The organism is Nocardia asiatica NBRC 100129 (genome assembly GCF_000308415.1).
Lineage (GTDB): Bacteria > Actinomycetota > Actinomycetes > Mycobacteriales > Mycobacteriaceae > Nocardia > Nocardia asiatica.
The window spans coordinates 1-22,908 of the sequence record NZ_BAFS01000444.1 but is presented as its reverse complement, the minus strand read 5'-3'; the positions used below and the strand labels follow the sequence as shown (position 1 = coordinate 22,908).

Annotated in this window: 25 protein-coding genes; 10 read left to right on the top strand and 15 right to left on the bottom strand. The window is 68.8% G+C overall.

Annotation, left to right across the window (positions count from 1 at the left end):
- The 3 genes from ON27_RS44485 to ON27_RS33495 form a co-directional block, all read right to left on the bottom strand.
- Positions 1 to 197: hypothetical protein (locus tag ON27_RS44485; protein ID WP_218003086.1), on the bottom strand; the 197-nt coding region annotated here is incomplete at its 3' end.
- Positions 198 to 509: 312 nt separating this feature from the next.
- Positions 510 to 1,259 carry an LGFP repeat-containing protein gene (locus ON27_RS33500; RefSeq protein WP_043736726.1) on the bottom strand — a complete coding sequence of 250 codons (750 nt, stop codon included), beginning with the start codon at positions 1,257 to 1,259 and terminating at the stop codon, positions 510 to 512.
- Positions 1,260 to 1,585: 326 nt separating this feature from the next.
- Positions 1,586 to 2,467: a LysR family transcriptional regulator ArgP gene (locus ON27_RS33495; RefSeq protein WP_043736723.1), complete on the bottom strand. Its 882-nt coding sequence runs from the start codon at positions 2,465 to 2,467 to the stop codon at positions 1,586 to 1,588.
- Positions 2,468 to 2,541: 74 nt separating this feature from the next.
- Here ON27_RS33495 and ON27_RS33490 point away from each other — a divergent pair, with 74 nt between their 5' ends.
- Positions 2,542 to 3,165: a LysE/ArgO family amino acid transporter gene (locus ON27_RS33490; protein WP_043736721.1), complete on the top strand. Its 624-nt coding sequence runs from the start codon at positions 2,542 to 2,544 to the stop codon at positions 3,163 to 3,165.
- Positions 3,166 to 3,174: 9 nt separating this feature from the next.
- Here the strand turns inward: ON27_RS33490 and ON27_RS33485 are convergent, their stop codons facing one another.
- Complete coding sequence (locus tag ON27_RS33485; RefSeq protein ID WP_043736718.1) at positions 3,175 to 3,981, bottom strand: LLM class flavin-dependent oxidoreductase; 807 nt, start codon at positions 3,979 to 3,981, stop codon at positions 3,175 to 3,177.
- A gap of 499 nt (positions 3,982 to 4,480) precedes the next feature.
- Complete coding sequence (locus ON27_RS33480; RefSeq protein ID WP_043736715.1) at positions 4,481 to 5,068, bottom strand: TetR/AcrR family transcriptional regulator; 588 nt, start codon at positions 5,066 to 5,068, stop codon at positions 4,481 to 4,483.
- A gap of 66 nt (positions 5,069 to 5,134) precedes the next feature.
- On the opposite strand from ON27_RS33480, the gene ON27_RS33475 reads away from it, so the two are divergent.
- Complete coding sequence (locus tag ON27_RS33475; RefSeq protein WP_043736712.1) at positions 5,135 to 5,908, top strand: SDR family NAD(P)-dependent oxidoreductase; 774 nt, start codon at positions 5,135 to 5,137, stop codon at positions 5,906 to 5,908.
- A 60-nt stretch (positions 5,909 to 5,968) separates the two neighbouring features.
- Positions 5,969 to 6,985, top strand: coding sequence for an NADPH-dependent curcumin/dihydrocurcumin reductase (gene curA, locus ON27_RS33470; RefSeq protein WP_043736710.1), 1,017 nt, complete (start codon positions 5,969 to 5,971; stop codon positions 6,983 to 6,985).
- Here curA and ON27_RS33465 read toward each other — a convergent pair whose 3' ends face one another.
- From ON27_RS33465 to ON27_RS43490, 4 genes are all read right to left on the bottom strand, one after another.
- Positions 6,986 to 7,339: a hypothetical protein gene (locus tag ON27_RS33465; protein ID WP_043736733.1), complete on the bottom strand. Its 354-nt coding sequence runs from the start codon at positions 7,337 to 7,339 to the stop codon at positions 6,986 to 6,988.
- 83 nt (positions 7,340 to 7,422) lie between these two features.
- Entirely contained in the window at positions 7,423 to 8,250 is an 828-nt protein-coding gene (locus tag ON27_RS33460; RefSeq protein WP_043736707.1) for an SAM-dependent methyltransferase, read from the bottom strand.
- 151 nt (positions 8,251 to 8,401) lie between these two features.
- A complete protein-coding gene (locus tag ON27_RS33455; protein WP_051047269.1) occupies positions 8,402 to 9,172 on the bottom strand; it encodes an IclR family transcriptional regulator in 771 nt (256 codons plus the stop codon).
- Between the two features lie 77 nt (positions 9,173 to 9,249).
- On the bottom strand, positions 9,250 to 9,405 hold the full coding sequence (locus tag ON27_RS43490) for a hypothetical protein (RefSeq protein WP_157227602.1): 156 nt from the start codon (positions 9,403 to 9,405) through the stop codon (positions 9,250 to 9,252).
- A gap of 351 nt (positions 9,406 to 9,756) precedes the next feature.
- On the opposite strand from ON27_RS43490, the gene ON27_RS33450 reads away from it, so the two are divergent.
- A complete protein-coding gene (locus ON27_RS33450; RefSeq protein ID WP_043736702.1) occupies positions 9,757 to 10,035 on the top strand; it encodes a hypothetical protein in 279 nt (92 codons plus the stop codon).
- 40 nt (positions 10,036 to 10,075) lie between these two features.
- Here ON27_RS33450 and ON27_RS33445 read toward each other — a convergent pair whose 3' ends face one another.
- Complete coding sequence (locus ON27_RS33445) at positions 10,076 to 13,339, bottom strand: AfsR/SARP family transcriptional regulator (RefSeq protein ID WP_083887994.1); 3,264 nt, start codon at positions 13,337 to 13,339, stop codon at positions 10,076 to 10,078.
- Positions 13,340 to 13,550: 211 nt separating this feature from the next.
- Between ON27_RS33445 and ON27_RS33440 the strand changes: the two genes are divergently transcribed.
- Together ON27_RS33440 and ON27_RS33435 are read left to right on the top strand one after the other, a co-directional pair.
- Positions 13,551 to 14,138, top strand: coding sequence for an NADPH-dependent FMN reductase (locus ON27_RS33440; RefSeq protein ID WP_043736700.1), 588 nt, complete (start codon positions 13,551 to 13,553; stop codon positions 14,136 to 14,138).
- Positions 14,139 to 14,273: 135 nt separating this feature from the next.
- Complete coding sequence (locus ON27_RS33435) at positions 14,274 to 14,825, top strand: dihydrofolate reductase family protein (protein ID WP_043736698.1); 552 nt, start codon at positions 14,274 to 14,276, stop codon at positions 14,823 to 14,825.
- A 66-nt stretch (positions 14,826 to 14,891) separates the two neighbouring features.
- Here the strand turns inward: ON27_RS33435 and ON27_RS33430 are convergent, their stop codons facing one another.
- The 4 genes from ON27_RS33430 to ON27_RS33420 all read right to left on the bottom strand — a co-directional run bounded on the left by ON27_RS33430 (position 14,892) and on the right by ON27_RS33420 (position 18,350).
- Positions 14,892 to 15,134, bottom strand: a complete 243-nt coding sequence (locus ON27_RS33430; RefSeq protein ID WP_157227600.1) for a hypothetical protein — start codon at positions 15,132 to 15,134, stop codon at positions 14,892 to 14,894.
- A 324-nt stretch (positions 15,135 to 15,458) separates the two neighbouring features.
- On the bottom strand, positions 15,459 to 16,430 hold the full coding sequence (locus tag ON27_RS33425) for a DUF5996 family protein (protein ID WP_043736694.1): 972 nt from the start codon (positions 16,428 to 16,430) through the stop codon (positions 15,459 to 15,461).
- 218 nt (positions 16,431 to 16,648) lie between these two features.
- A complete protein-coding gene (locus tag ON27_RS43485) occupies positions 16,649 to 16,843 on the bottom strand; it encodes a hypothetical protein (RefSeq protein ID WP_157227598.1) in 195 nt (64 codons plus the stop codon).
- Between the two features lie 379 nt (positions 16,844 to 17,222).
- Positions 17,223 to 18,350: a TIGR03364 family FAD-dependent oxidoreductase gene (locus ON27_RS33420; protein ID WP_043736691.1), complete on the bottom strand. Its 1,128-nt coding sequence runs from the start codon at positions 18,348 to 18,350 to the stop codon at positions 17,223 to 17,225.
- Positions 18,351 to 18,683: 333 nt separating this feature from the next.
- Here ON27_RS33420 and ON27_RS33415 point away from each other — a divergent pair, with 333 nt between their 5' ends.
- The gene (locus ON27_RS33415; protein WP_157227596.1) at positions 18,684 to 18,986 is read left to right on the top strand and encodes a hypothetical protein; all 303 of its coding nucleotides are present in this window, start codon (positions 18,684 to 18,686) and stop codon (positions 18,984 to 18,986) included.
- Between the two features lie 11 nt (positions 18,987 to 18,997).
- Positions 18,998 to 19,723, top strand: a complete 726-nt coding sequence (locus tag ON27_RS33410) for an oxygenase MpaB family protein (protein WP_245560484.1) — start codon at positions 18,998 to 19,000, stop codon at positions 19,721 to 19,723.
- Between the two features lie 88 nt (positions 19,724 to 19,811).
- On the opposite strand, the gene ON27_RS33405 is transcribed toward ON27_RS33410, so the two are convergent.
- Positions 19,812 to 20,228, bottom strand: coding sequence for a DoxX family protein (locus ON27_RS33405; RefSeq protein ID WP_043736684.1), 417 nt, complete (start codon positions 20,226 to 20,228; stop codon positions 19,812 to 19,814).
- Positions 20,229 to 20,516: 288 nt separating this feature from the next.
- Between ON27_RS33405 and ON27_RS43480 the strand changes: the two genes are divergently transcribed.
- Positions 20,517 to 20,711: a hypothetical protein gene (locus tag ON27_RS43480; RefSeq protein ID WP_157227594.1), complete on the top strand. Its 195-nt coding sequence runs from the start codon at positions 20,517 to 20,519 to the stop codon at positions 20,709 to 20,711.
- Positions 20,712 to 20,859: 148 nt separating this feature from the next.
- A complete protein-coding gene (locus tag ON27_RS33400) occupies positions 20,860 to 22,572 on the top strand; it encodes an acyl-CoA dehydrogenase family protein (RefSeq protein ID WP_043736728.1) in 1,713 nt (570 codons plus the stop codon).
- The last annotated feature ends 336 nt before the right edge of the window (positions 22,573 to 22,908 follow it).

Here is a 22,908-nt window from a genome sequence, read left to right as displayed (position 1 = left end):
GGTCGGTCGGCCCGGTTCCGCTGCCCGGCGTGAAAATCGAAGCTTCGGAACCGAATTCTCGCGGAGAAGCTCCAAATGCCTTGGTGGCAAGGGTAAGTCGGCAGAATGATGCCGACAATCGGTAACAGTTCGATATCGAGACTGCCTGGTCGATGCGTATTTGTTATCAATTGCGGCTGGTTCACCTGGATTTTCACGCTTTTCGACACCGTCGGCGCGCATGCACATGCACGCGCGCCTGTATGTACCGATGGACGATCACCGATGCGACGCGCACGCCGGGGTGTGGCAGTATCCCTCTCGAGGTCGGGGTCTGAGGATCGAGCTCGGGCACTGGCTGGTTCGGCCGCGGCGGCCCCAGCGTGAGCTGGGGTCGCCGGCGGGACCGTTGCGAACCGCTCCGCTATCCGGATTGCCCGGAATTCACGGCGTCAGCACTCCTCGACTCATCAGCAGAGCGATGGGTTGCCGGACGTGCCGCGCGAATCCGCCGCAGAGCGGCGGCCCGGCTAGGGATTCCAGGTGATGCGGCCGCCTTCGAAATCCTGGGCTTTGCCGTTCTGGAAGTCGTATTCGTCGCTGGTCGGGTAGCCGTAGCGGCCCGCTTCGCCGCCGGCGGCTTCCCAGGACTCGCGGATGGCTCCCCAGATGACGTGCGGGCCGGTGCGCGCGGACGAATAGATGGCGCCGCCGCCGAAGAGGTTGTAGCGGCCGTTGCCCGCGCGGGCGGGGGATTCGTCGGTGATGGGGAACCCCAGCGGGCTGCTCTCCCAGCCGTAGGAGCCCCACTTGTCGCGGATCACGCCGCCGATCTGGTGCGCCGCCGTGCCGAGGGACCAGTAGATGGAGCCGTTCTGGAAGACGCTGAAGCTGCCGGGTTTCGACGGCGTCGCCGCTTCCCTGGCCACCGGGTAGCCGAGCGCCCCGTTCTCGAAACCCAGATTGCCCCATTTGTCGCGGATCGCGCCGCCGACCTGATGGGCTCCGCTGTCGGGATGGAAGTAGATGGACGAGCCGCGCGCGAACGCTTGGTAGCGGCCGCCGCGGGCCGCGGGCGACTCGGGTGTGACCGGGTCGCCGAAGAACGCGGGTCCTCCGGCCTGGTCGTATTCCACCTCGATCGCTCCACCGACGTCGTAGGGGCCGATCGGGCGTGCGGCCGCGTCGGGACCGACACCGGTGCAGAGGGTGCCGAGCGCTGCGGCGGCGGCGAGAGCGCCGCGGGTGCGTGAGCGGTGCGGGCGACGGTGCCGTGCCAAGGTGAACTCCTGTGCATCTCGAATGGGGTGCGGGATGGCGCTGAAGCTGTGGTCGGCGTTGCGAAGATCAAACTACCCCGTCGCGTCCGGATGCGGCGGAATACGAGGTACTCGACCGGCCCGGTGTCGTAGGCCCCCACCGCGCCTGCGCGGGACAGTTGACGCGAGCAGCCCATCCGACTCGTGCGGGGCTCCGAACAACTGGCGGTGCTACCGTGCCCACGGTCGCGCCTTCTCGGATACGGACCCGCCGGGTCGGGGGCTCGCACCCCGGCCCGGCGGTGTCGAATACCCGAAGATGTTGGCGGGCGGGATATTCGTCGCCGTCAGCGCAGCGCGTTCGCCGCCTCCGCGGCGATGGTGGCGGCGACGGCGCTCAGGGCGGGAGAGTCCAGGCGCCACTGCTGCCAGTAGAGCGGGACGTCGATCACGACGCCGGGATCGATCGAGACCAGACGGCCGCCGGCTCGATCGTCCCGGGTCTGCAGGTCCGGCAGCATGCCCCAGCCGAGCCCGAGCCGGACTGCCTCGGCGAATCCGGTGGACGAGGGCACGTAATGGCGCGGTGGATCCAGCGGCTTGCGACTGCGCTTGCGCAACAGGCGGTCTTGCAAGTCGTCCTTCCGGTCGAACAGCACCACCGGCGCCGCGGCATAGGACTTGGCGGTCGCGCCTTCCGCGAACCAGGTGTCGGCGAACCGCGGGCTGGCCATCGGCCGATAGCGGATCGCGCCGAGGCGATCGACTTTGCAGCCTTGCACCGGTTGCGCCGTCGAGGTGATCGCCGCCATCACGGTGCCGTCCCGCAGCAGCCGCGTGGTGTGTTCCTCGTCCTCGCGGTGGATCTCGAAGCACACTCCGTGCGGCGCGCGGCCCAGCGCGGGCAGCACCCAGGTCTCCAGCGAGTCGGCGTTGACCGCGATCGGCACCCGGATCGGACCGTCGGAGGGCTCTGCGCCGAGTTCGCGTGCGGTATCCGCGGTGAGCAAACGGATCTGCCTGGCCAACCGGAGCACGGCCAGCCCGGATTCGGTGACGCGCACCGGCTTCGTGCGCTGGACGAGGATCCGGCCGGCGTCGTCCTCCAGCGCCTTGATCCGCTGACTGATCGCCGACGGCGTGACGCTCAACCGCCGCGCGGCCGCCTCGAAGGTTCCCTCGGTGATCGCGGCGTCGAGCGCGCGGAGCTGGTCGAGCTGCGGGTCCATATCAAGAAAGTCTAATGATAGCTAAGAATCTTTAGCTTGCCTGACTTGGACTCGCGGCCATAGCGTCGCTGGACGTGAGTGTTTCCTCCGCGGCGGTGGCGGCCGCGTCCGGTTTGGGCTTCGGCCTCTCGCTGATCGTCGCGATCGGCGCGCAGAACGCGTTCGTGCTGCGCCAAGGCATCAGCGGCAGGCACGTGCCCGCGGTGGTCGCGGTGTGCGCGGTGTCGGACATCGTGCTGATCGCGGCCGGGATCGGCGGGTTCGGCGTGGTCGTGGAGTCCGCGCCGGAAGTGCTCGTGGTGGCCCGCTACGCGGGTGCGGCGTTCCTGATCGGCTACGCGGTCCTGGCGGCGCGCCGGGCGTTCGGCAACGCCGCGCTGAGCGCCGACCCGGGGCGGGCCGGCGCGGCGCTCGGCGCGACGGTGCTCACCGCCCTGGCGCTCACCTGGCTCAACCCGCACGTCTATCTGGACACCGTCGTGTTGCTCGGTTCCTTCGCCGGCGCTTACGCGGGCCCGGATCGCTGGTTCCTCGGCGCGGGGGCGATGCTCGCCAGCGTGCTCTGGTTCACCGCGTTGGGCTTCGGAGCGCGATTGCTCGGTCCGCTGTTCACCCGTCCGCTCGCCTGGCGGGTGCTGGACTCGGTGATCGCGACGGTGCTGCTCGGCCTCGGGCTGGGATTGCTGTGCACCGGGTGAGAGCCGGCATCAAAGCTGTTCTTTGATCTTCGCGGCGAACTCGTAACCGGCTTGCCACTCGGCACCCGACGGGGCCAAGACGACGCGTTCCGCGCCAGCTTCCGCATAGGCGGCCAGTTGCTCCGACGCCTGGCCGGGATCGGCGGCCAAAGGCGGCGCCACGATCGTCACGGCGAGCGGTCCCCGATCGTATTCGGCGGCGAGCGCGGTCAATTCGTCCACATGGGCGCGGACCTGACGGGGCTCGAGCCCGATGGCGACCCAGCCGTCGGCATAGGCGGCCGCGCGGCGGCGAGCGCGCGCGCCGTCACCCGCGACCAGCACCGGCGGCATGGTCGCGCCCGGCGCCAGGGTCACCTCGGTACCGTCCGGCAGGACGGTCGGCCGCCCGGCGACCAGGTCGGGCAGCAGGCGCAGCGCCTCGTCCGTGCGACGGCCCCGCTCGGCGAAGGGCATGCCCGCCGCGCGCCATCCGACATCGCCGTGCGCCGGGTTGCCGGTGCCGACCCCGAGGATCAGCCGGTCGCCGGAGACGTACTGCAGGGTCGCGATCTGCTTGGCGGCCCACGCCACCGGCCGCAACGCGAGCAACAGCACGCCGTAGCCGATGCGGACGCGGTCGGTCACGGCGGCGGCGGTGGCCAGCGTCACGCTGCTGTCGAGGATCGGCGCGCTGGCCACGAGATGGTCGGTGGACCACACCGAGTCGAGGCCGATCTGCTCGGCGAGGCGGGCTGCGGCCCGCACGTCACCCAGGATGGGATGGGCGGGATCGGGCGTCGAGGTGGGCAGGATGGTGCCGATTTCCAAGGTCATGGTCTCGACGCTACGAAGCAGCGACGCCCGCGCCAATGTTCCGGTCGCTCGATTCCATATCCCGGACGCTCATTCCGAACACGCTGTGAGGCAGAACGTTTCGTCATTCGACACGCGAATGGCCGGATGCCGTAGCGGTGGTCTGCTGGATCGCCGGGTGAACCGGTCGTATCCCATCAGCTGCTCATGGCCGGACGCGACCTTGCCGCCGCGCATCGGCGCGATGGGTCGGCTGCCCATGATGTGCTGACGCACCGCAGCGATCGTCGGCTGTGCGTGGTGTGGGCCGCGGAGTCCCGGGTCCCGAGTGCCGAGTGCCGAGTGCCGGGTCCCGGGTCCCGAGTCCCGGGTCCCGAGTGCCGGGTCCCGAGTCCCGGGTCCCGAGTGCGGAGTGCCGAGCGCGGAGTGCCGAGTGCGGAGTGCGGAATGCCGAGTGCGGCGGGGCGGCATGGCAGCGTGATCCGGTCACCTGCGCACCGCGCCGGTGTCGCCTTCCTGGTCAGGCCGACGCGCGGGGAAGCAGCGCTTCCACCAGCGGCAGGGCCCGGGCCGCGGGGCCGTTCGCGCCGAATGCCTGGGTGGTGGCGTAAACGCCTTCCATCACCAGCATCAGCTGGTCGGCCAAGGCGTGCGGATCGGGAATCGTGGCGGTGGAGGCGAGTTCGTCGAGCAGCATGCCGAATTGGGCGCGCACCCACGTTTTCATCGCGACGGCGTGCTGGTGACCGAGCAGTTCGTGGTCGGGAAATTCGCCGAGCGCGATGAGGAACGGGCAGCCGCGACAGGTCTCGGGGCGCACCTGCTCGGCCAGCGCCTCGAACAGGGCGAGGATGCGCTCGCGCGGGCCGTCCCCGCTCGCCGCCGCGGTGAACCACTCCCGGTAGTGGCGGTCCTCGCGCTCGAGGTACGCGGCCACCAGGTCGTCCTTGCTGCCGAAGATCCGGTACAGGGTGGGCGGCGCGACCTCGGCCTCGGCCGCGACACGGTCCACGCCGGTCGCGCGAATTCCCTGCCGGTAGAACAGTTCCCGCGCGACGACCAGGATGTGCTCCTTGGTCTGCGCGGCGGCTCGCCGGGTCGGTTCCACGGGAATAGAGTAGCCGCCCACGGCGATGTTAGGGAACGTTACCTAACGAGAAAGTGGGAGTGCCTCATGACTTCTTCGAACCAAAAGACCGCCCTGGTGACCGGCGCCTCGCGCGGGATCGGCAGAGCCATCGCCGAGCGGCTGGCCGCCGACGGCGTAGAGGTGGCCGTGCACTACGGCACCAACGAGGAGGCGGCGCAGGAGACGATCGCGGCGATCCGGCGGGCCGGCGGCCGGGCGTTTCCCGTGCGCGCCGAACTGGGCGTGGAAGGCGACATCGACCAGCTGTTCGGCGAACTCGCAGCCGGCCTGGGTGACCGGCCGCTGGACATCCTGGTCAACAACGCCGCGATCATCGCCTACGACGCCACCGTGGAGCAGGCCACGACCGAGCAGTTCGACCGGCTGTTCGCGGTCAACGTGCGGGCGCCGCTGTTCATCGTCCAGCGGGCGTTGCCGCTGTTGCGCGACGGTGGACGCATCGTCAACATCTCCTCCGGCGTCACCTGGTTCGCCACGCCGGAAGTCGTCTACGGCATGACCAAGGGCGCGCTCAACGTGCTGAGCCGCTCGCTGGCGAACACCCTCGGCCCGCGCGGGATCACGGTGAACACGGTGTCGCCCGGGATCACCGACACCGACATGAACTCCTGGCTGCACACCAACGACGGCGCGGTCGCGGGCGTGGCGGGCATGACCGCGCTGGAGCGGGTCGGCAGCGGCGCGGACATCGCCGACGCGGTGGCCTTCTTCGCCTCCGACGACGGTCGCTGGGTCACCGGCCAGACGCTGGAGGTGAACGGCGGTTTATTCCTGGGGCCGAAATCACCGTCCTGGTGATCGCCGGACACGATCGGGCGCGGGCGTCTGGGCGCCCGCGTTCCCGGTTAGGGTGGGCGCATGGTCGAGTCGACGCGAATCGTGCTTGCTTCCCGGCCGGTGGGTGCGCCCACACCGGAGAATTTCCGGACCGAGACCGCGGAACTCCCCGCCCCCGCCGAGGGAGAAGTCCTGCTGCGCACCCGGTATCTCTCGCTCGACCCGTACATGCGCGGCCGGATGAGCTCGGCGAAGTCCTACGCCGACCCAGTGGAGATCGGCGCTGTGATGGTCGGCGCCACCGTGGCCGAAGTCCTCGAATCCCGCGACCCGTCGCTGGCGGAAGGCGATGTGGTGCTGGCCTATTCGGGGTGGCAGACGCACGATGTCGCGCCGGCTCGCGGCTTGCGCAAGCTCGATCCGGCCGTCGCGCCGGTGTCGACCGCGCTGGGCGTGCTCGGCATGCCGGGCTTCACCGCCTACGCGGGGTTGCGCGAGATCGGCAAACCCCGGCCGGGTGAGACGCTCGTGGTCGCCGCGGCCACCGGACCGGTGGGCTCGGCCGTCGGCCAGATCGCCAAGCTCAACGGTACGCGCGTGGTCGGCATCGCGGGCGGGCCGCACAAGGTCGCCTACTTGAACGAACTCGGCTTCGACGTCGCGCTCGACCACCGCGCGCCGGATTTCGCCGCGCAGTTGGCGGCAGCGGTTCCCGACGGTATCGACGTCTATTTCGAGAACGTCGGCGGCGCGGTGGCCGAGGCGGTCTATCCGCTGCTGAACACCTACGCGCGAGTGCCCGTCTGCGGGCTGATCGCCGATTACAACGCGGCGGGCGCGCCGCAGGGGCCGGACCGGCTGCCCGCCTTCTACGGCCGCATCCTGACCAAGAGCCTCACGGTGCGCGGATTCATCCAGACCGAGTTCGTCCGCGAGTTGTACCCGGACTTCCTGCGCGAGATGGGCGAGTGGGTGGCCGACGGGCGGGTGCGCTACCGCGAGGACGTCGTATCCGGCCTGGCCGCCGCCCCCGAGGCGTTCATCGGCATGCTGGCGGGCCGCAATTTCGGCAAGGTGGTCGTGCGCGTCGCGGAGTGATCAGCTCGCGACCGCCCCGCCCCCGATGCCGAGGTACACCACCATCAGGACGAGCAGGAACCAGCCCGCGCCCTGCCAGATGGGCCAGGTCCGGCCGCGCCGCCACTGGAGGAAGGTTTCGACGAAAGCGCCGATGCCGCCGATCAGCAGCACCGCCGACGGTCCGAGCACGATGGCGACCTGCGCCGGGGCGTCGCACAGCAGCCGGTCCCGTTCCGCGCATTCGCGCTGGGCGGCCCACAGCAGGATGAGCAGGAAGACCACCGCGGCGACGGCGAGCACCGCAGCCACGTAGGCCGCCGCGCGGCGGAAGCCACGTGGATCGTGCCAGCGCTTCTCGACGTCTTCGACCATGTCCACCACCTCGCCGTCCGTGGCCGCGGGTTCCTGGCGACGTGATTGCCCGACGGGGGCGGCTCAAACGCCGCCCGCGCGATTCAGGGTTTGCGCCCGATCCCCGCCCAGTACCAGGCGGACCGCTGCTCGTCGGCAACGACTCCCGGGTCCGGACGCCAGGCGTCGACCGGCACGACGCCCGGATCGACGAGTTCGGTTCCGGCGAAAAACGATTCGGTGTCCGCGCGGCTACGGGGCTGGAAGGCGATGCCCGCGCGCTGGGCGGCCGCCGTCGCGCGTGCCATGGCCCGCGGGTCGAAATCGGCGGTCGAATGGGTGAGCACGAGGTAGCTGCCGGACGGCGCCGCCTCCAGCAGCCGCCCGACGACGCCGTAGGGGTCGTCGCTGTCACGGAAGAACATCATGATCGCGACCAGCATGATCGCCATCGGCCGGTCCGGGTCGAAGGTCTCGGCCAGGGCGGGCGCTTCCAGGATGGCTCGGGGATCGCGCAGATCGGCGTCGAGGAAAGCGATCCGGCCCTGCGGTGTGCTCGTCATCAGGGCTCTGGCGTGGGCGAGCACCAGCGGATCGTTGTCGACGTAGACCACGCGCGCGGCCGGATCGATCCGCTGGGCCACCTCATGGGTGTTGCCCGCGTTGGGCAGGCCGGTGCCGATGTCCAGGAATTGCTCGATGCCCGCCTCGCCGGCCAGATGACGCACCGCGCGGCCGAGAAAGGCGCGATTGGCGCGGGCCATGTCGCGGATGTCGGGAATGTGCGTGGCGATCGTGTCGGCGAGGGCGCGATCGGCGGGGTAGTTGTCCTTTCCGCCGAGCCAGTAGTCGTAGACCCACGCCTCGTGCGCGAGGGTTGTGTCGAGCTTGTTCGACGACCTGGCGCGCACCCGCGCGTGACCGTCCGGCATGGCGGCTCCCTTCCGCGGCTGCGCAGGAAGGACCGGCGCAGCTCTCCGATCGCCTCCGAACGGCGACCTCGCGCTACGGTTTACGCGTCAAGAATAGGGTGGCGCACCCGCGACGCACGCGTGTTCGACCGAATCGTCGGTTTCCGGAGATCTACTGGGCGGCGGCGAACCTGTCCGCGATTTCCTGCGCGGTGACCTTCGCCAGTTCGACGAAGAACGGCACGCGCTCGGGGATCATGAGCGTCGTGGGGCCGCGCAGGCCGAGCGCGAAGCGGCAGTGGCCCGCCGAGTCGAGGATGGGCAGGCCGATGGTGCGGAAGCCGGGATCGAGTTCCTCGTCGTTGTAGGCGTATTCGCGTTCCCGCGTGGCGAGCAGTTCGGCGCGCAGTTCGCCGGGCCCGGCCACCGAGCGCTCGGTTCCCTCGTCGTACGGCAGTTCGCGTAACTGCTCGTCGGTGACCTCGGACCAGGCGAGCAGGGCTTTGCCGAGTGCGCTGGCGTGCAGGGGAAGTCGCACGCCTTGCAGTTCGTGTCCGTAGGTCTCCCGCCACCGGCTGGTGCCGAGCAATACGGCGTGGATGCCGTGGCGGGTGGCGACCGAACAACTGGCTCCGGTGGTCCCCGCGAGCTGCTCCAGATACGGTTCGGCGAGGTAGATCCGATGCTGGCGGTAGGCGAGCTGGCCCCACTCGGCCAGCGCGCCGCCCATGCGGTACCGGCTGGATTCGGCGCTCTTCTCCAGGAAGCCCGCCTGCACGAGTGTGGTCAGCAGCCGGTGTGTGGTGCTGACCGCCAGACCCTGTCGCCGGGCCACCTCCGAGACGCCGCGCTCCCGGCCGTCACGGAAACAGTCCAAGACCGAGAGGGCGCGAACCTGGTCGGCAAACGCGTCGCGGTGAAGGAAGCGGCCAAGGACGAATATCAGTGTAGCGGTTCGACATATGACCGGCCGGGGTGTCGCAGCGACGCCCCGGCCCGTCGCGAATATTCGGCGCGTAATCAGCGCGGCGAAATGTTCGGTCGGCCACCGTGTTTCTCGGTGGAGCGCAGCTCGCACCAATAGGCGGCGAAAACGGTGGCGTAACCGGCCACGACGGCGGCCGCGGTGACGATCAACAGGGTGATCAGTAGTGGAATCAGAAAAGCGGTGTGCATTGTGCCCTCCCCGCGGTCACGGTGATCTCAGCGGAAGATCCGGCGCCGCACTGCACCGACATGATGTCAGCCCCTGCACTCAAGTGAAAGCGTAGAGGTCATCGCCTCGCCCTGCACGGTGGGACGCTGTGAGTTGAATCATCCGAGCCCCGGAGTGTCGCGGGGAATACATCTGAGCCATGCGGTTCAATTGATCTTGTCACGACATGACCACGCCACGGAACCGCCGGATCCGCGGCCGCAGGCGTCGCAGTGCCCGTGGCGCGCCGAAGTCCTCGGTAGCGCAGCTCTTTGCCTCGAATTCAGTCTCCACCGTCATCTCGGCATGCGAAAAGGAGCCCGAACGTGAGCATGATTCTCGCCGCGCTGCACGACACCGTGATCGCGCAGTTCGAAAACCCGACCGCGGAAGAGCCGCCGCTCGCGGACAAACTGATGCAGATGGGCCGCTATTTCACCTGGCTGGTCCAGCTGTCCGGTATCACGGCGATCACCTACGGCGGTGGCCGGTTCGCGTGGGAGAAATGGAACGGCGGCACGCTGCAATCACCGAAGATGGTCGCCAGCGCGATGGCGGGCGGGGCGGTGGCGACGAGCGCGGGCACCATCATGAACGCGATCATCGGCTGACCCACGGCCCGGACGCGCGCCCGCACCGGCAGTGGCTACTTCACCGCCGTGCGGCGGGTACGGCGTCCGGGGAGGCGTTCTCGGTCGAAGGGCGGCCGAGAACGTCGAGCACGGCGCTGGCAGCCAGGTCGCGGGCCCGCAGTGGCGTCAATCCTCTTCCCGCGGTGTGGCTCTCGAGGAAAGCGCGATCGCCGAGCGCCGTCCTGGCGAGATCCGCCGGGCGGTCGATGTCGGGACGTTCGGCAGGCAGCAGGGCGATGCCGTTGGTCTCGCGCACGGCATCGGCGGCGCCGAGCAGGCGCGCGGCGGTGTCCGGCGCGCCCAGCTCGGCCAGCGCCGAGGCGAGCGCGGCCAGCGCGAAGGCGGTGTCGCGTGGCGCGCCGATGCGCTGTGCGCCGTCGAACGCGTTCGAATACAGGTCCAACGCCGCGGCCAGGTCACCGCGGCGTTCCAGGATGTAACCCAGTTCGACCTGGAGCATCGGCAGGAACAGCGGAGTCTCCGCGCCTTCGGCGAGGGGGAGTGCGAGCAATTCGCGCAGGATCCGCTCGGCGACCTCGGGCCGGCCGTCGCGCCGGGCGGCGAACGCGAGCACGAGTGAGGCGAACAGCCCGCCCGGTTCGTACCCGTGCTCGGCCGCGATCCGCTGCGCCTGTTCGCCCAGCGCGCGGGCGCGAGCGAAGTCGGTGTGCTGCATGGCGATCCAGCCCATCCAGCACAGATGGGTGCATGCCTGCCCCCACAGCTCGAGTTCCCGCGCCAGGCCGAGAGCCTCGGCGTGGATGTCCGCGGCGGCGGCCAGTTCACCGGTCAGTTCGGCCAGCCCACCGAGCCATTCCGCGGCCTGGAGCCTGCCCCAGCGGTCGTCCAGTTCGGCGAACAGCCGCGCGGCCGTGCGCGCGTGCCGCTCCAGCGCGGCCAGGTCGACGCGATTGTGGGCCGCCTTGGCCAGCGCCACGTGCCCCGCGGCCAGCCCCCAGCGGTCGCCGAGTTCCTCGAAGACCGGAAGCGCCTTGCGCAGCAGGGCTTCCAGCTCGGTCACATCCCCGGATTCCAGCGCGGACGAGCCGAGGAAGAGTTCCGCACGCGCCCGCCCCAGCGGATCATCGAGCGTGTCGTACAGCGCGAACACCGCGGCCCGCTTCGCCGCCCCGTCACCGAATTCGCCCTGTTGAAAGGCGAATCCGGCATTCCACGCCAGGGCGCGGGCGCGGTGCGGCGGCGACCCGCCGAGCGCCAGCGCCGCGTCCAGCCAGCGCCGCGCCTCGCTCAGCTTGCCGCGCAGCTGCCAGTACCAGGCGAGCGCGTTCACCAACCGCAGCGCTCGGTCCGCCTCGCCCGCCCGGAGGAAGCCGTCGAGCGCCGCCCGCAGGTTCGCCGTGTCCTCGTCGAGCCTCCCCAGCCAGCGCCGCTGGTCCGCGCCGTAGAGCTCGGGCTCGGCCCGCTCGGCCAACCGCAAGTGGTAGCGGTGGTGGGCCCGGTGCGCCGCGTCGAATTCGCCCGCGTCGGCCAGCCGGTCGAGGCTGAACGCGGCCACCGATTCCAGCAGGCGGTAACGCCGCCCTGCCGTGTGCACCAGCGACCGGTCGACCAGCCTTCCGATGACGTCGGCGACGGCTGATTCGTCCACCGCTCCGGAGCACACCGCCTCCGCGGCCGCGAGCGTGCATCCTCCCGTGTGCACTGCGAGCCTGCGCAATACCGCCTGCTCGGTGGTGTCGAGCAGGCCCCAGCTCCAATCGATCATCGCCGCCAGCGTCTGCTGCCGCGGCGGCACCCCGCGGTGCCCGGTGGCCAGCAGTTTGAACCGGTTGTCGAGCCGGGCGACGATCTCGTGCACGCCCAGCGCGCGCACCCGGGTGGCGGCCAGTTCCAGGGCGAGCGGAATGCCGTCGAGCCTGCGGCACAGAGTGGCCACCGCCGCCGCGTTGCCTGCGTCGAGCACGAAATCGCGGGCGCCCGCGCGTGCCCGCGTCACGAACAGGCGCACCGCGCCGGTCCGGGCGATCTCGTCCAGCGCCGCGTCCCTCGCGGGCACCTCGAGCGGTTCCAGTGCGAGGACGTCCTCACCGGGCAGCCGGAGCGGTTCGCGGCTGGTGGCCAGGATGTGCAAGCCCGGCGCCGCGCCGAGTAGCGATTCGGCCAGCTCGGCGGCCCGATCCACCACGTGCTCGCAGTTGTCGAGCACGAGCAGCAGTTCCCGGTCGGTGAGCGCGTCGTGCAGCAGTCCGGTGGTGTCGGCGCCGTCGGCCGCCTGGATGCCGAGTACGCCGGCCACGGCGTCGGCGAGCAACGATGTGCCGTCGGTCGAGGTCGGTTGCAGCCCGGCCAGCTCGACGAGCCAGCTGCCGTGGGGGAACCGCTCGGTCAGCGCCGCGGCGGCGGCGAGCGACAGGCGCGTCTTGCCCACACCGCCCGGCCCGGTCAGCGTGACCAGGCGGGCGGTGGCGACGGCGTCGCACAACTGCGCGAGGTCGGCTTCGCGGCCGATCAGCTCGGTGCGCGGCGCCGGGATGTTGGAGCTGCGCCGCCGGGTGACCACGGTCTCCGGTGGCGGTGCGGCCAGCGGCAGCTCCTGCGCGAGGATCGCTTGGTGCAGCGCGGCCAGGTCCGGACCCGGGTCGATGCCGAGTTCGTCGTCGAGACGCCTGCGCAGGTCCTGGTAGCCCGCCAGCGCCTCGGCCTGTCTTCCCGCACCGTACAGCGCGCGCAGATGCGCCGCGCGCAGCCGCTCGCGCAGCGGATGGGCCGCTACGAACGCGGTGAGATCGCCTGCGACCCCCCGGTATTCGCCCTGTGACAGCCGCGCCTCGGCCAGTTCCTCGACCGCGACCAAACGCTGCTCCTCGAGCTGTGCGATGGCGGGCTGGGCGAAGGGCGCGTCGCGGAAATCGGCGAACGCGGGGCCACGCCAGACGGCGACCGCCGCCGTGAGGGCCCGGATCCGCTCGGCGGTGCCGGTCGCCGCGCGGGCGGACGCCACCAGGGCGCGGAACTCCTGCGCGTCGGTATCGGAGGTGGCCAGCCGATACCCGGGTGGCGGGGAGATCACCAGATCCCGGCCCCCGGGTTCGGCGTCTTCGAGCGCTCTGCGCAGTTGCGAGGCCTTCGCGGCCAGGGTGCCCCCGGGATTCCCGGGCGGGTCGTCGGCCCAGATGTCATCGATCAGCCGGTCGCCGGACACCGGTTGACCGGGGGTGACCAGCAGGTCGGCCAGCAGGGCCCGCACCTTGGCCCCCGGAATCGGCACCACGGCTCCGGCATCCGTCCACACCGTCAACGGACCCAGTACCCCGAAACGCATGGGGGCAGCCTATGTGAGTGGTACCGGAGGGCGACCGCAAACAAATCGGAAGGTGGGGCACCCACAGTGAGAGCACCGACCCAGAAACCCCCGGAGAAGAGTCAGCGATGAAATCGACCACCACCACAGTGGCCTCTCGCGTAGCAGGCCCCGAGGAGAAGACGCCCGCTCTCGCCTGCGTCACGGACGACACCCCGCTGCGGGACGCGCGATGACCGACTCGAATCGAGTGCGGGTGGCGCTGATCGTGGGCAGTACGCGCACCGGCCGTTTCGGTCCCACCGTGGCGGACTGGTTCGCCGGGCGGCTGGCACGCCGCCGCGAGGTGGACCTGGACCGGATCGATCTTGCGACCGCCGCCTTACCCGACCGTTTGACCGACCACGACGAGCCGACGCCGCCGACGGTCCGTGCTCTCGGCGAACGGCTGGCGGCCGCGGACGCGTTCGTCGTGGTCACCCCGGAATACAACCGCAGCTTCCCGGCGGCGGTGAAGAACGCCCTCGACTGGTTCGACGTGGAATGGGCCGCGAAGCCCGTCACCGTCGTGGGGTACGGCGGCGACGCCGACGGCGGTCACGCCGCCGCGCAGTTGCGCCCGGTCTTCGGCGAACTGAACGCGGTGCTCATCCGGCGTACCGTCACCATCACCAGGGCATGGCAGCGTTACGCGAGCGACGGCAGCTGGCCGCGCCGCGACCCGGAATTGGACGAGGCCGTGGAGGGTGTGCTCGACCAGCTGCTGTGGTGGGCGAGCGCTTTGCGTGCGGCACGGGCCGAGAGGCCGTTCGTGCGGTAGAAAGCGTGCTCGGACGGTGTCCGTTCCGAGGGCGGAGCAACCGTAAACAAACCGTAAGGCGATACCAGCAGAGTCGTTCTCGGCAGCGACACCAGCCGCACCCGGCGACCGCCGGGCGTCATGAGAGGAAAAACCATGGGCACCATCGCAGTTCACGAGTTCATCGCACTCGACGGGGTGTACGAAGATCCGTCCTGGACCTTCGAGTACGGATTCGACCCGAAGATGGGCGAGACCCTCGGGGCGATCACTTCCGCGTCGAAGGCGATCCTGCTCGGCCGCACCACGTTCGAGATGTTCGCCCCGGCGTGGTCGACCCGCACCGTCGAGGACGACCCGGGCGCGCCGTTCTTCAACGACACCACGAAGTACGTCGTCGGTGCGCGAGAGCCGCAGGTGGAATGGGCCAACAGCACCCGGATCGGCGCTTACGACCCGCAGGTCATCCGCAAACTGAAGGACGAGATCGACGGCGTCATCTACATCAGCGGCAGCGGCACGCTGGTACGGGCGCTGCTCGCGGACGGCTTGGTCGACGACCTGCACCTGTTCGTCTACCCGATCGCGCTCGGCAAGGGCAAGCGCCTGTGGAGCGACGGCGTCGACGCGACCAAGCTGGCGCTCAAAGAGCACGAGGTCTACGCCAACGGCGTCGTCCACCTCGACTACGGCCCAGCCGAGGCCTGATGCGCGCGCGAGGGCGGCCCGTTCGGGCCGCCCAGGCGGATTCGGTGGTGCGGGGGAGTGGGGCCGTCAGCGTCTTCCGGTGCAGTACCCCTCGGGCGTGTACTGGCAGGGGCGCTCGTTGCGGCCACGGTATCCGCCGTGATTACTGCTGCGCGCCCGCTCGCCCACCCCGGAGCCGCGCTTGTCGGCAGGGTCGTGCGAGTACCGGTCCGCTGTCGTCGTGACGAAGGATTCCGGCGCGGCGACGGCCGCCGCCGTCACGACCGCCCCACCGATCAGCGCCGATGCCACCACTCGACGCACTGTCACGCGCTTCCTCGTGTTCTCCATAATTTTATCCCGTCAATTAACGTGCCGTCATATAACGATACATTGATTGATGATTCGATAGCTGGACAGGTCTGTTCCCACCGTTGGGAGGGGTTTCCGGTACCATCCGGCCTGTTCGCAGCACGCGTAGAGTCGCTACGAGCTTCGCCAGTTGTTCCCTGGATAACGTGCCGTTAAACAGGTCATCTACCTGGAGCCGTGGGTACTCGCGGTTCGCGCGTTGTTCCGCTATGGCCGGTCCGCCGAGGCGCGTCCCCGGCCCGCACCCTGGAGCGCGCGCTCACCGTCGCGGCGCTCGCCCGGTCACTGCCGCGCTACGCCTATGTCATGGGCTCGTCGCTTGTGATTCCAGCGGCCCGGATCGGCTTCCAGTGCCGAGCGGTCCCAGTGGCCGAGTTCGGCGGCAGCCGCATACGTCGTATCGAGGAACTCGAGCAGTGCTGAATCGGGCGCTTCGGCTGTGCGCACCGCCTCGTACGGCAGGAGGAACTGCCGATATTCCGTACTGTAGAAAGCTGCCTCCGGGCCGACTCGGTAATCGGCGAACCCGTCGGGCTCCGGGTACGCGTAGGCGTAGAAGGCGCCTTCCGCGCCGCCGCCCGGCCAGAAACCGCAACTGCTCAGCTCGTGCGAGTAGCCCTCGACCATCACCCAGTCGCCACAGTTCGGGGCGCCTCCCGGGTGCGGGGGAGCAGGCCGTCCGGAGAATCTGGTGCACGCCAGATCCATCGCCCCCCAGAAGAAGTGCACCGGGCTCACCTTGCCGAGGAAACGCGATCGGAACACGTGCACGACGCGATCGGCGGCGATCAGTTGCCGCCAGAACAATGTGGCGGCCGCGGCGTCATAGGAGCGGTGCTCGTAGTCCTCGGCGAACGGGACGGCGGGCTCGACCTCGTTGGGTTTGGCCTGGATGTGCACCGGAATACCGAGTTCGCCGAGCGCTTCCACGATTTCGCCGTAGAAAGCCGCCACCGGCTTGGGTTCGAGCGCGACCTGGCGCGTGCGGCCGTCGCTGGACCGGATGTGCAGCCGGTGGTCGAGGAAGTCGAATTCGATGTCGAAACAGCCCGTCGCGTACGGAATGGCGGAGGTGGTCAGTCCCCTGGGGCTGACGTAGAAGGTGACCTGCCACCAGTGATTGACCAGCGGAGCGCGCGAAAGCCTGATTTTGCCGACGATCTGTGTCCACATGTGCAGCGTGTCGCGGGTAGGAGTCCAGCTGTCGACGCGTAGGGCGGGCCACGCGTCGGCCGCGGCGTCCGTGCCTGTCATTGCTGCACCTCCATTCGTTCCGGAATTCTCGGTGCCGAACGCCGCGCCAGGCGCAGCGCGTCGTTCATACCCGCTCAAACTACCCGGCGAAGAGCGCTCGAAGGTTCTAATGAAGGTAAATAGCAATCATCCGGCAATATGACGGACGCGGTGCCACGAGGCGGTTCTTCGGTGCGATGGACCGATCCGGAACGGGCTCGCCAACGATGGGCGACACCTCAGTGGCGCCGTGGCCAACTCTCGTGCGCGGCACTCAGGCCCGACAGCGGCAGCCCGGCCCCGTCGTCGGTCGCCCGGGCGGCACGGCGAGAATTCGGATCCCACACCATGGCCGCGGCCGCGCCGCCGAGCAGAACCAGGACGATGGCAACGATTGCCACCCACAGCAGTACCACCGCTATTTCTCCAGTCATCCCCGTCCACTCCATATCGAGCGTTATGCTCTGGCGGACAATAAATTTCGTGTTGCGAGCATTCTTTACACGCCGGGCTATCGGCGCGAATCGACACGCGGATTCTGTGGTGCGACAGCACGGCGACTCGCCCGGTTTGGGATACGTCTGGTAACGCATAATGTCGGAGCGGGGTATGCCCATCCCCCGGATCCGCACTGCGACGCGGGAACTCGGCTGTGGTGCCGGATGGTCGAAACCGGCTTGTTCGGCGGGCAGGGTGGGCGGGCAACGATTGAGCACCGCGCCGACTCGGCGGCGGGCGCATGAGCCGCCGTGGGCGAGCGTGGTTCGGCGCTGCGTGGACGGCGAGGTCCTGTTGCCCGACCTGGTCGGTCCTTCAGAGGTCGAGCAGGTCGGCGGTTTGTTCGCCGAGGGCGGGGGCGAGGGTCGTGCCGCCGCCACCGGAGCCGGTGATCACCCAGACGTGGTGGTCGGAGCGAACGCGGGTGACCGGAACGCCGGGGTCGACGCTCCGGCTGTACACGCCTGCCCAGCGCCGCGCGATCCGCGGCAGTTCGCGACCCAGCAAGTCTTCGGCGACGGCGATGAGGTGGTCGTAGGGGGCCTCGTCGACGTCGAAGGCGAACGGCTCGTCGTGCTCGTGGGTGTCCCCGATGGTCAAACCGCCGTGCAGGCGTTGCACGCACAGCAGTCGCATCCTGTGCTCGGCGGCCGCCGCTGTCTGCGACTGCTCCCGGTTCAGCGCGTCCACCTCGGGGCCCGCGAAGCCGGGGTAGCGGCGGAATGTGTCGCCGTCGGCGACGGCCGTGGTGAGCGGTTCGCCCAGCGGGGCGGTCTGCATCATTTGCAGCCGGACCCGCCGGACCGGGAGCGTTCCGGCCAGTTCCCTGGTCAGGCCGGTGTGCGCGGCACCGGGGCAGACGAGCACCAGATCGGTGTCGAAGACGCGGCCCTGGTCGTCTCGTACCCGCGCGCCGGAACCGGTGTCAGTGACCGCCCTCGCCTCGGCGCAGGCATGAAAGGTGTAGCGATCGTTCGCGGTGAGGTAGGCGCGCAGTGCGGGCAGCGCCTGTCGCGGCTCGATCACGGCGTCGGTCGAACAGTGCAGTCCGGCGAAGTATTTGCCGCGCAGCGCGGGGTTGACGGCGCGCACGCGCTCGGGATCGAGTAGTTCGAAGCCGCGCGCCTCGGCCTCGGCGCCGCTCGCCGCGGCCTCCGCCACCGCCAGCTCCTCCGGAGTGCGTACCAGGGTGAGTGAGCCCGACGGCCGGAATCCGACGCCGGGCACCTTTCCGCCGATCTCCTGCCACAGCATCCGTGCGCGCAGGGCGAGGTCGAGTTCCGGCGACGACCGCCCGGACACCCGGATCAGGCCGAACTCGCGCACACTCGCCCCGCGGGCCTCCGGTTCCCGCTCCAGCTGCACTACTTCGTGTCCACGGCGGATCGCGGCCGACGCGTGCGCGGTGCCGAGGAGACCGCCCCCGATGATCACCAATCGCATGGTTCAAGGATCGGCAACGGATTCCGGCCGATCAATGGTTCCCGCGCGAACGCCAGGTCAACGTGTCCGCTGCGATGTCGCGGCGACCGGACCTCCGAGGTCCGAACGGCCGCCCGCCCCGCACGCACTCGCTGTGACCTGAAGTCGTAGGCCATGCCACGCCGCGTGGGAACACGGCAGCTCCGGGCCCTTATGGTCGGCCGTTCACGTCTGCGCCGACAACGTTCCGGTTGACGTTTTGAGAGATTGACACATAGTATCTCTCATACACTCATGTTGCTGAGGGGTGCCCACCTCACGACGCGGAAAGTTCTGTACGGCGATGGGAATGCGGTGACCGAGCAGTTGAAACGTCATCCGGTCGGCACGCGCCGCCCACTCGGATCGGCGGCGGCGTCGGCCGAGACGCTCGGCGGCATGGCCACGCTGCCCGGGCTGCTCGTGGCCGCCGTCTTCGTCACCGGCGAAATGTCGATCGTGCGCGCCTCGGGCTTCGGATCGACCCTGGCCGTCGGGCTCGACGCCGTGCTGGTCCGCGCCGTCCTCGTCCTCGCCGCGAGGCGGACAGCGGGCACCGTCAACTGGTGGACCCCGCGGTGTCTGGCGCTATCCCTAGCCCGGGGGTCGCGCGAATGAAAACCGCACCGGTGAACCGAGATTCCCTGCTCGGCCGCTACCTCGGGGATCGCCGCTTCGCCCTGACCTTGCCTCGCGCGGTCGGATTGCAGATTCTGCACCCGGCCGTCGCGGCGGCCATCGTCGCGCACGCGCCGAGCAGTCTGTGGGCGCACAAGCAGCGGACCGTGTCACGGATGATCTACCTCGCGTACACGCTGTGCGATCCGCATCCGGCGATCCTGTACGGGCACGGGTTGGTGCACGGCGTCGACAGCCGGGGCAAACGCTACAGCGGCCTGACCCCCGAGCTGTTCTTCTTCCAGCACGCGACCTACGTCGACACTCTCTACACGGCGATCGAGACATTCGACCGGCCACTGGATCTCGAGGAGAAGAAGACGCTCTACGGCGAATGTCGCGAGTGGTATCTGCGGTACGGGATCTCGGCCAGGCACATGCCGGGGACCTGGGCGGACTTCAACGACTACCTGAAAGCGACGTGTGCCACCGAACTCGCCGTCACCCCCGACAGTCGCAAACTCGCGCCGGAGCTGTTGCGACCCGACGCCTGGGTACCACGGTCGCTGCCCGACTTCGCGGTGCGGACGTTGCTGCACGAGCGAACGCGCGAGCTCCTGCAAATCCCCCTGCGACCCATGGATCGGGCGGCGACGGCCGCATACGCGAATGTCGTGAAGACCGGGATGCGCGCGATGACCCCGCGAGCCCGATTGGTGCCCTCGGCTCGGCCCTGAGGCGCGCTCGAACAGATCGCCAGCTTCGCGTGCCCGTACAGATGAGCGTTCCCGGCGGGATCGTCGGTCGACCGCCGCGTGACCGGCTTCAGCCGCCGGCGGCCCGTTGCATCTTCCGTGCGGCGAGGATCAACGGGATCTGCAGCGGCAGCCGCAGTAGGGCAACCGCCTTGAACGGCGCCGGCATCCGTTCATCGCGCAGCCAGTCGATCGCCATCTGAATGTTGGCCGGGAACACCGCAACGAACAACCACGCCGCCGCGCGCCCGCCCCACCGCCGCGTTCGCGGTGTCACCAGCGCGGCGGCTACGACGAGTTCGGCCACACCCGAGCCGTGGGTGTAGAGCCGGGGTCGGCCGGGCAGTCGCGCGGGGATCACCGTGTCGAACGGTCGTGGGGCGAGGAAGTGCAATACCCCCGCCCCGAACAGGAAGGCGGCCAGTCGCCGCGCCGTGGATGCCGTACCGCGTGCGCCCGCGTCGACGGGCTCCGGAGATGTCGTCACCTCGGTCCTTACGATGGCGGGTGTGCCCTGATCTATCCTGAACACAGAATAACTTGCTGCCTATGATCGAGCGGGCATGGTCGCGCGAAGGCCGCAGTAGAACTGCATACGAGGTCTTGAAGTGCCCCGAGACCGAACTGTCGCCTCGTGCCTCTTCTGTTCTTATCTATCGGAATGTACGTTAACATATCAGAAAGTATGAGCGCTGTGTCGAGGCCGACCGTGAGGTACGCGGGCGGCGGTGACGGCAGCTCTCCTCCTCTATGTGTCCGCGCAGTGAATTTCGAGATGGTGCTTCCGCGAAACGTTCGACATATCCATATCGAATCCGGCGCTTTGGTCCTGGATTACCAAGCGTGTGCCGAGCAGGCCGAGAGTGTGGCCGAGGTCTTGGCGAGCAGTCATCCCGAGTTCATCGTCACGATCGATGACGACGTCGACGTCGGGTTGCCCGCCTTGCCGTGTGGAGACCTGTGGGTTTGAGTTCGAGAGCATCGTCCGCGTAAGGCGTTGGCCGAGTGCGTCGCTCGACCGCTCCGGGTCGGGGGAGGGCAATGCGAGTGATTGACGGCAGGTGCCCTCAGTTCTAATGTGATGGCACTTGCCATCACATGTGAAAGGCGGCGTCGCCATGGTCCTGTTCAATCCGAGAACCGATACGTTCGAGGAATTCGATCCCGCTACCAGGGCTCGGCTGCGGTCGGTGGTCGACTTCTTCGAGAAAAAGGGCAAACAGGCGCTCACCAGCGACGCCCAGCGGGCCGCGTGGTACGAGGACTGGATGGAGTTCCTCGCCGAGAGCCGCATCATCGCCTACATGGCGACACCGCGGTCGAGCGCGGGGGAGGACCCGGACAAGCGCTGGGACACCGCGTTCATCTCCAGGTTCAACGAGATCACCGGCTTCTACGGGCCGCAGTACTGGTACGCGTGGGGCGTCTCCACCCTCGGGCTGGCCACCATCTGGCAGAGCGCCAACAGCAAGGCGCACCTGCGCGCCGCCGAGGAACTCGACCGCGGGGGGATCATCGGATTCGGACTGTCGGAGAAGGATCACGGCGCAGACATCTACGCCACCGATATGCTGCTCACCCCCGACGGCGCGGGTGGATTCACCGCCACCGGCAGCAAGTACTACATCGGCAACGGCAATGTGGCTCGCATCGTGCCGACCATCGGCAGGCGCACCGACCTCGAAGGCCCCGACGCCTACGTCTGGTTCGTCGCCGACAGTCAGCACCCGAACTATCGCCTGGTGAAGAACGTCATCCACGGCCAGAACTACGTCAGCGCCTACGACCTGGCGGACTACCCGGTTTCCGCCGACGACGTCCTGCACGAGGGCCGCAAGGCCTTCGACGCCGCGCTCGCCGCGGTCAACTGCGGCAAGTTCAACATCGGCATGGTCGCGCTCGGTATCGCCCAGCACTGCTTCTACGAGACGGTCAACCACGCCTCCGCCAAGATCCTGTTCGGGCACCCGGTCACCGACTTCGCGCAGGTGCGCCAGATCCTGTCCGACAGCTACGTGCGCATGAACGCCATGCGCCTGTACCACGAGCGGGCGATCGACTACATGCGGTGCTCGACGCCGGCGGATCGCCGCTTCGTGATGTTCAACTCGATCGGCAAGATGAAGGTCACTCGGGAGGCCGAGCGGGTGTTCCGTGAGCTCTCGGATGTCATCTCCGCCAAGGGTTTCGAGAAGGACACCTACTTCGCGATGGCGCGCGGCACCATCGACTCCATGCCCCGGCTGGAAGGCACGGCGCATGTGAACATGGCGCTCACGCTGAAATTCATGCCGAACTTCCTGTTCAATCCGGCCGAATTGCCCCCGGTCCCGGTGCGGCGAGATCCCGGTGACGACGAGTCGCTGTTCCGGCAGCCGGGTGCGGCCGGGTTGAGCAAGGTTCGCTTCGCCGACTGGCGACCGGCATTCGCGCCCTACCGGCACTTGCCGAACGTGGCGCTGTTCGTCGAGCAGGCCGAACAGTTCGCGCGGTTCCCGGTGCAGGCGCCGCCCACCCCGGCCCAGCTCGAGGATCTGGACTACCAACTGGCGGTAGGGGAGTTGTTCACCCTGCTGCCCTATGGACAGCTCGTCCTGGAGCAGGCCGCGATCGCGGGGACTTCCGACGACCTGGTGGATTCGATCTTCGAGGTGTTCGTGCGGGACTTCAGCGCCTACGCGCTCGGGGTGTTCTCGAAGGCTTCCTCCACCCCCGCTCAGCAGGACTGGGCGCGCGATGCGCTGCGCAAACCGATCATCGACGAGCAGCGCACCGCGCGCCTCCACGACGAAGTGCTGAGCTACGCCGGTGCGTTCGAAATGAACCCGTAGTCCCTGTCCTGCTTGGTTGATAGAGAATAGTCATCAACATAGGAAGCCGGAGAAGCCATCGGTAGATGCTCTGTACTGCTCATATCCGCGTCGCATCGGTCGAATCATCCGACAGGTCTTCCATTCGGAGAAGAATTGTGACTAACATAGCGCCTTGGGTCCCCCTTGGTTCGTCGGCGCGGGCGGTCGACGTCGAACGGGTACGGTCGACGGTAGTCCCGGACCCGGCCGGACCGGTCGGGCCGTCCGGAAAGTAAACCGTAGGGACCCGGAAAAGGTAACTTCGGGTTACCGAAGTACGTACGGAACGGTAGTTCCGGACGTTTCCCTAACGGG

Bases quoted from the DNA above. Each gene is read 5' to 3' on its own strand.
- ON27_RS33495 (WP_043736723.1), bottom strand. From the start codon at position 2,467: ATGGACCCGCAGCTCGACCAGCTCCGCGCGCTCGACGCCGCGATCACC.
- ON27_RS33485 (WP_043736718.1), bottom strand. From the start codon at position 3,981: ATGACCTTGGAAATCGGCACCATCCTGCCCACCTCGACGCCCGATCCC.
- ON27_RS33475 (WP_043736712.1), top strand. From the start codon at position 5,135: ATGACTTCTTCGAACCAAAAGACCGCCCTGGTGACCGGCGCCTCGCGC.
- curA (WP_043736710.1), top strand. From the start codon at position 5,969: ATGGTCGAGTCGACGCGAATCGTGCTTGCTTCCCGGCCGGTGGGTGCG.
- ON27_RS33465 (WP_043736733.1), bottom strand. From the start codon at position 7,339: ATGGTCGAAGACGTCGAGAAGCGCTGGCACGATCCACGTGGCTTCCGC.
- ON27_RS33460 (WP_043736707.1), bottom strand. From the start codon at position 8,250: ATGCCGGACGGTCACGCGCGGGTGCGCGCCAGGTCGTCGAACAAGCTC.
- ON27_RS43490 (WP_157227602.1), bottom strand. From the start codon at position 9,405: ATGCACACCGCTTTTCTGATTCCACTACTGATCACCCTGTTGATCGTC.
- ON27_RS33450 (WP_043736702.1), top strand. From the start codon at position 9,757: ATGATTCTCGCCGCGCTGCACGACACCGTGATCGCGCAGTTCGAAAAC.
- ON27_RS33445 (WP_083887994.1), bottom strand. From the start codon at position 13,339: ATGCGTTTCGGGGTACTGGGTCCGTTGACGGTGTGGACGGATGCCGGA.
- ON27_RS33440 (WP_043736700.1), top strand. From the start codon at position 13,551: ATGACCGACTCGAATCGAGTGCGGGTGGCGCTGATCGTGGGCAGTACG.
- ON27_RS33435 (WP_043736698.1), top strand. From the start codon at position 14,274: ATGGGCACCATCGCAGTTCACGAGTTCATCGCACTCGACGGGGTGTAC.
- ON27_RS33425 (WP_043736694.1), bottom strand. From the start codon at position 16,430: ATGACAGGCACGGACGCCGCGGCCGACGCGTGGCCCGCCCTACGCGTC.
- ON27_RS43485 (WP_157227598.1), bottom strand. From the start codon at position 16,843: ATGACTGGAGAAATAGCGGTGGTACTGCTGTGGGTGGCAATCGTTGCC.
- ON27_RS33420 (WP_043736691.1), bottom strand. From the start codon at position 18,350: ATGCGATTGGTGATCATCGGGGGCGGTCTCCTCGGCACCGCGCACGCG.
- ON27_RS43480 (WP_157227594.1), top strand. From the start codon at position 20,517: ATGGTGCTTCCGCGAAACGTTCGACATATCCATATCGAATCCGGCGCT.
- ON27_RS33400 (WP_043736728.1), top strand. From the start codon at position 20,860: ATGGTCCTGTTCAATCCGAGAACCGATACGTTCGAGGAATTCGATCCC.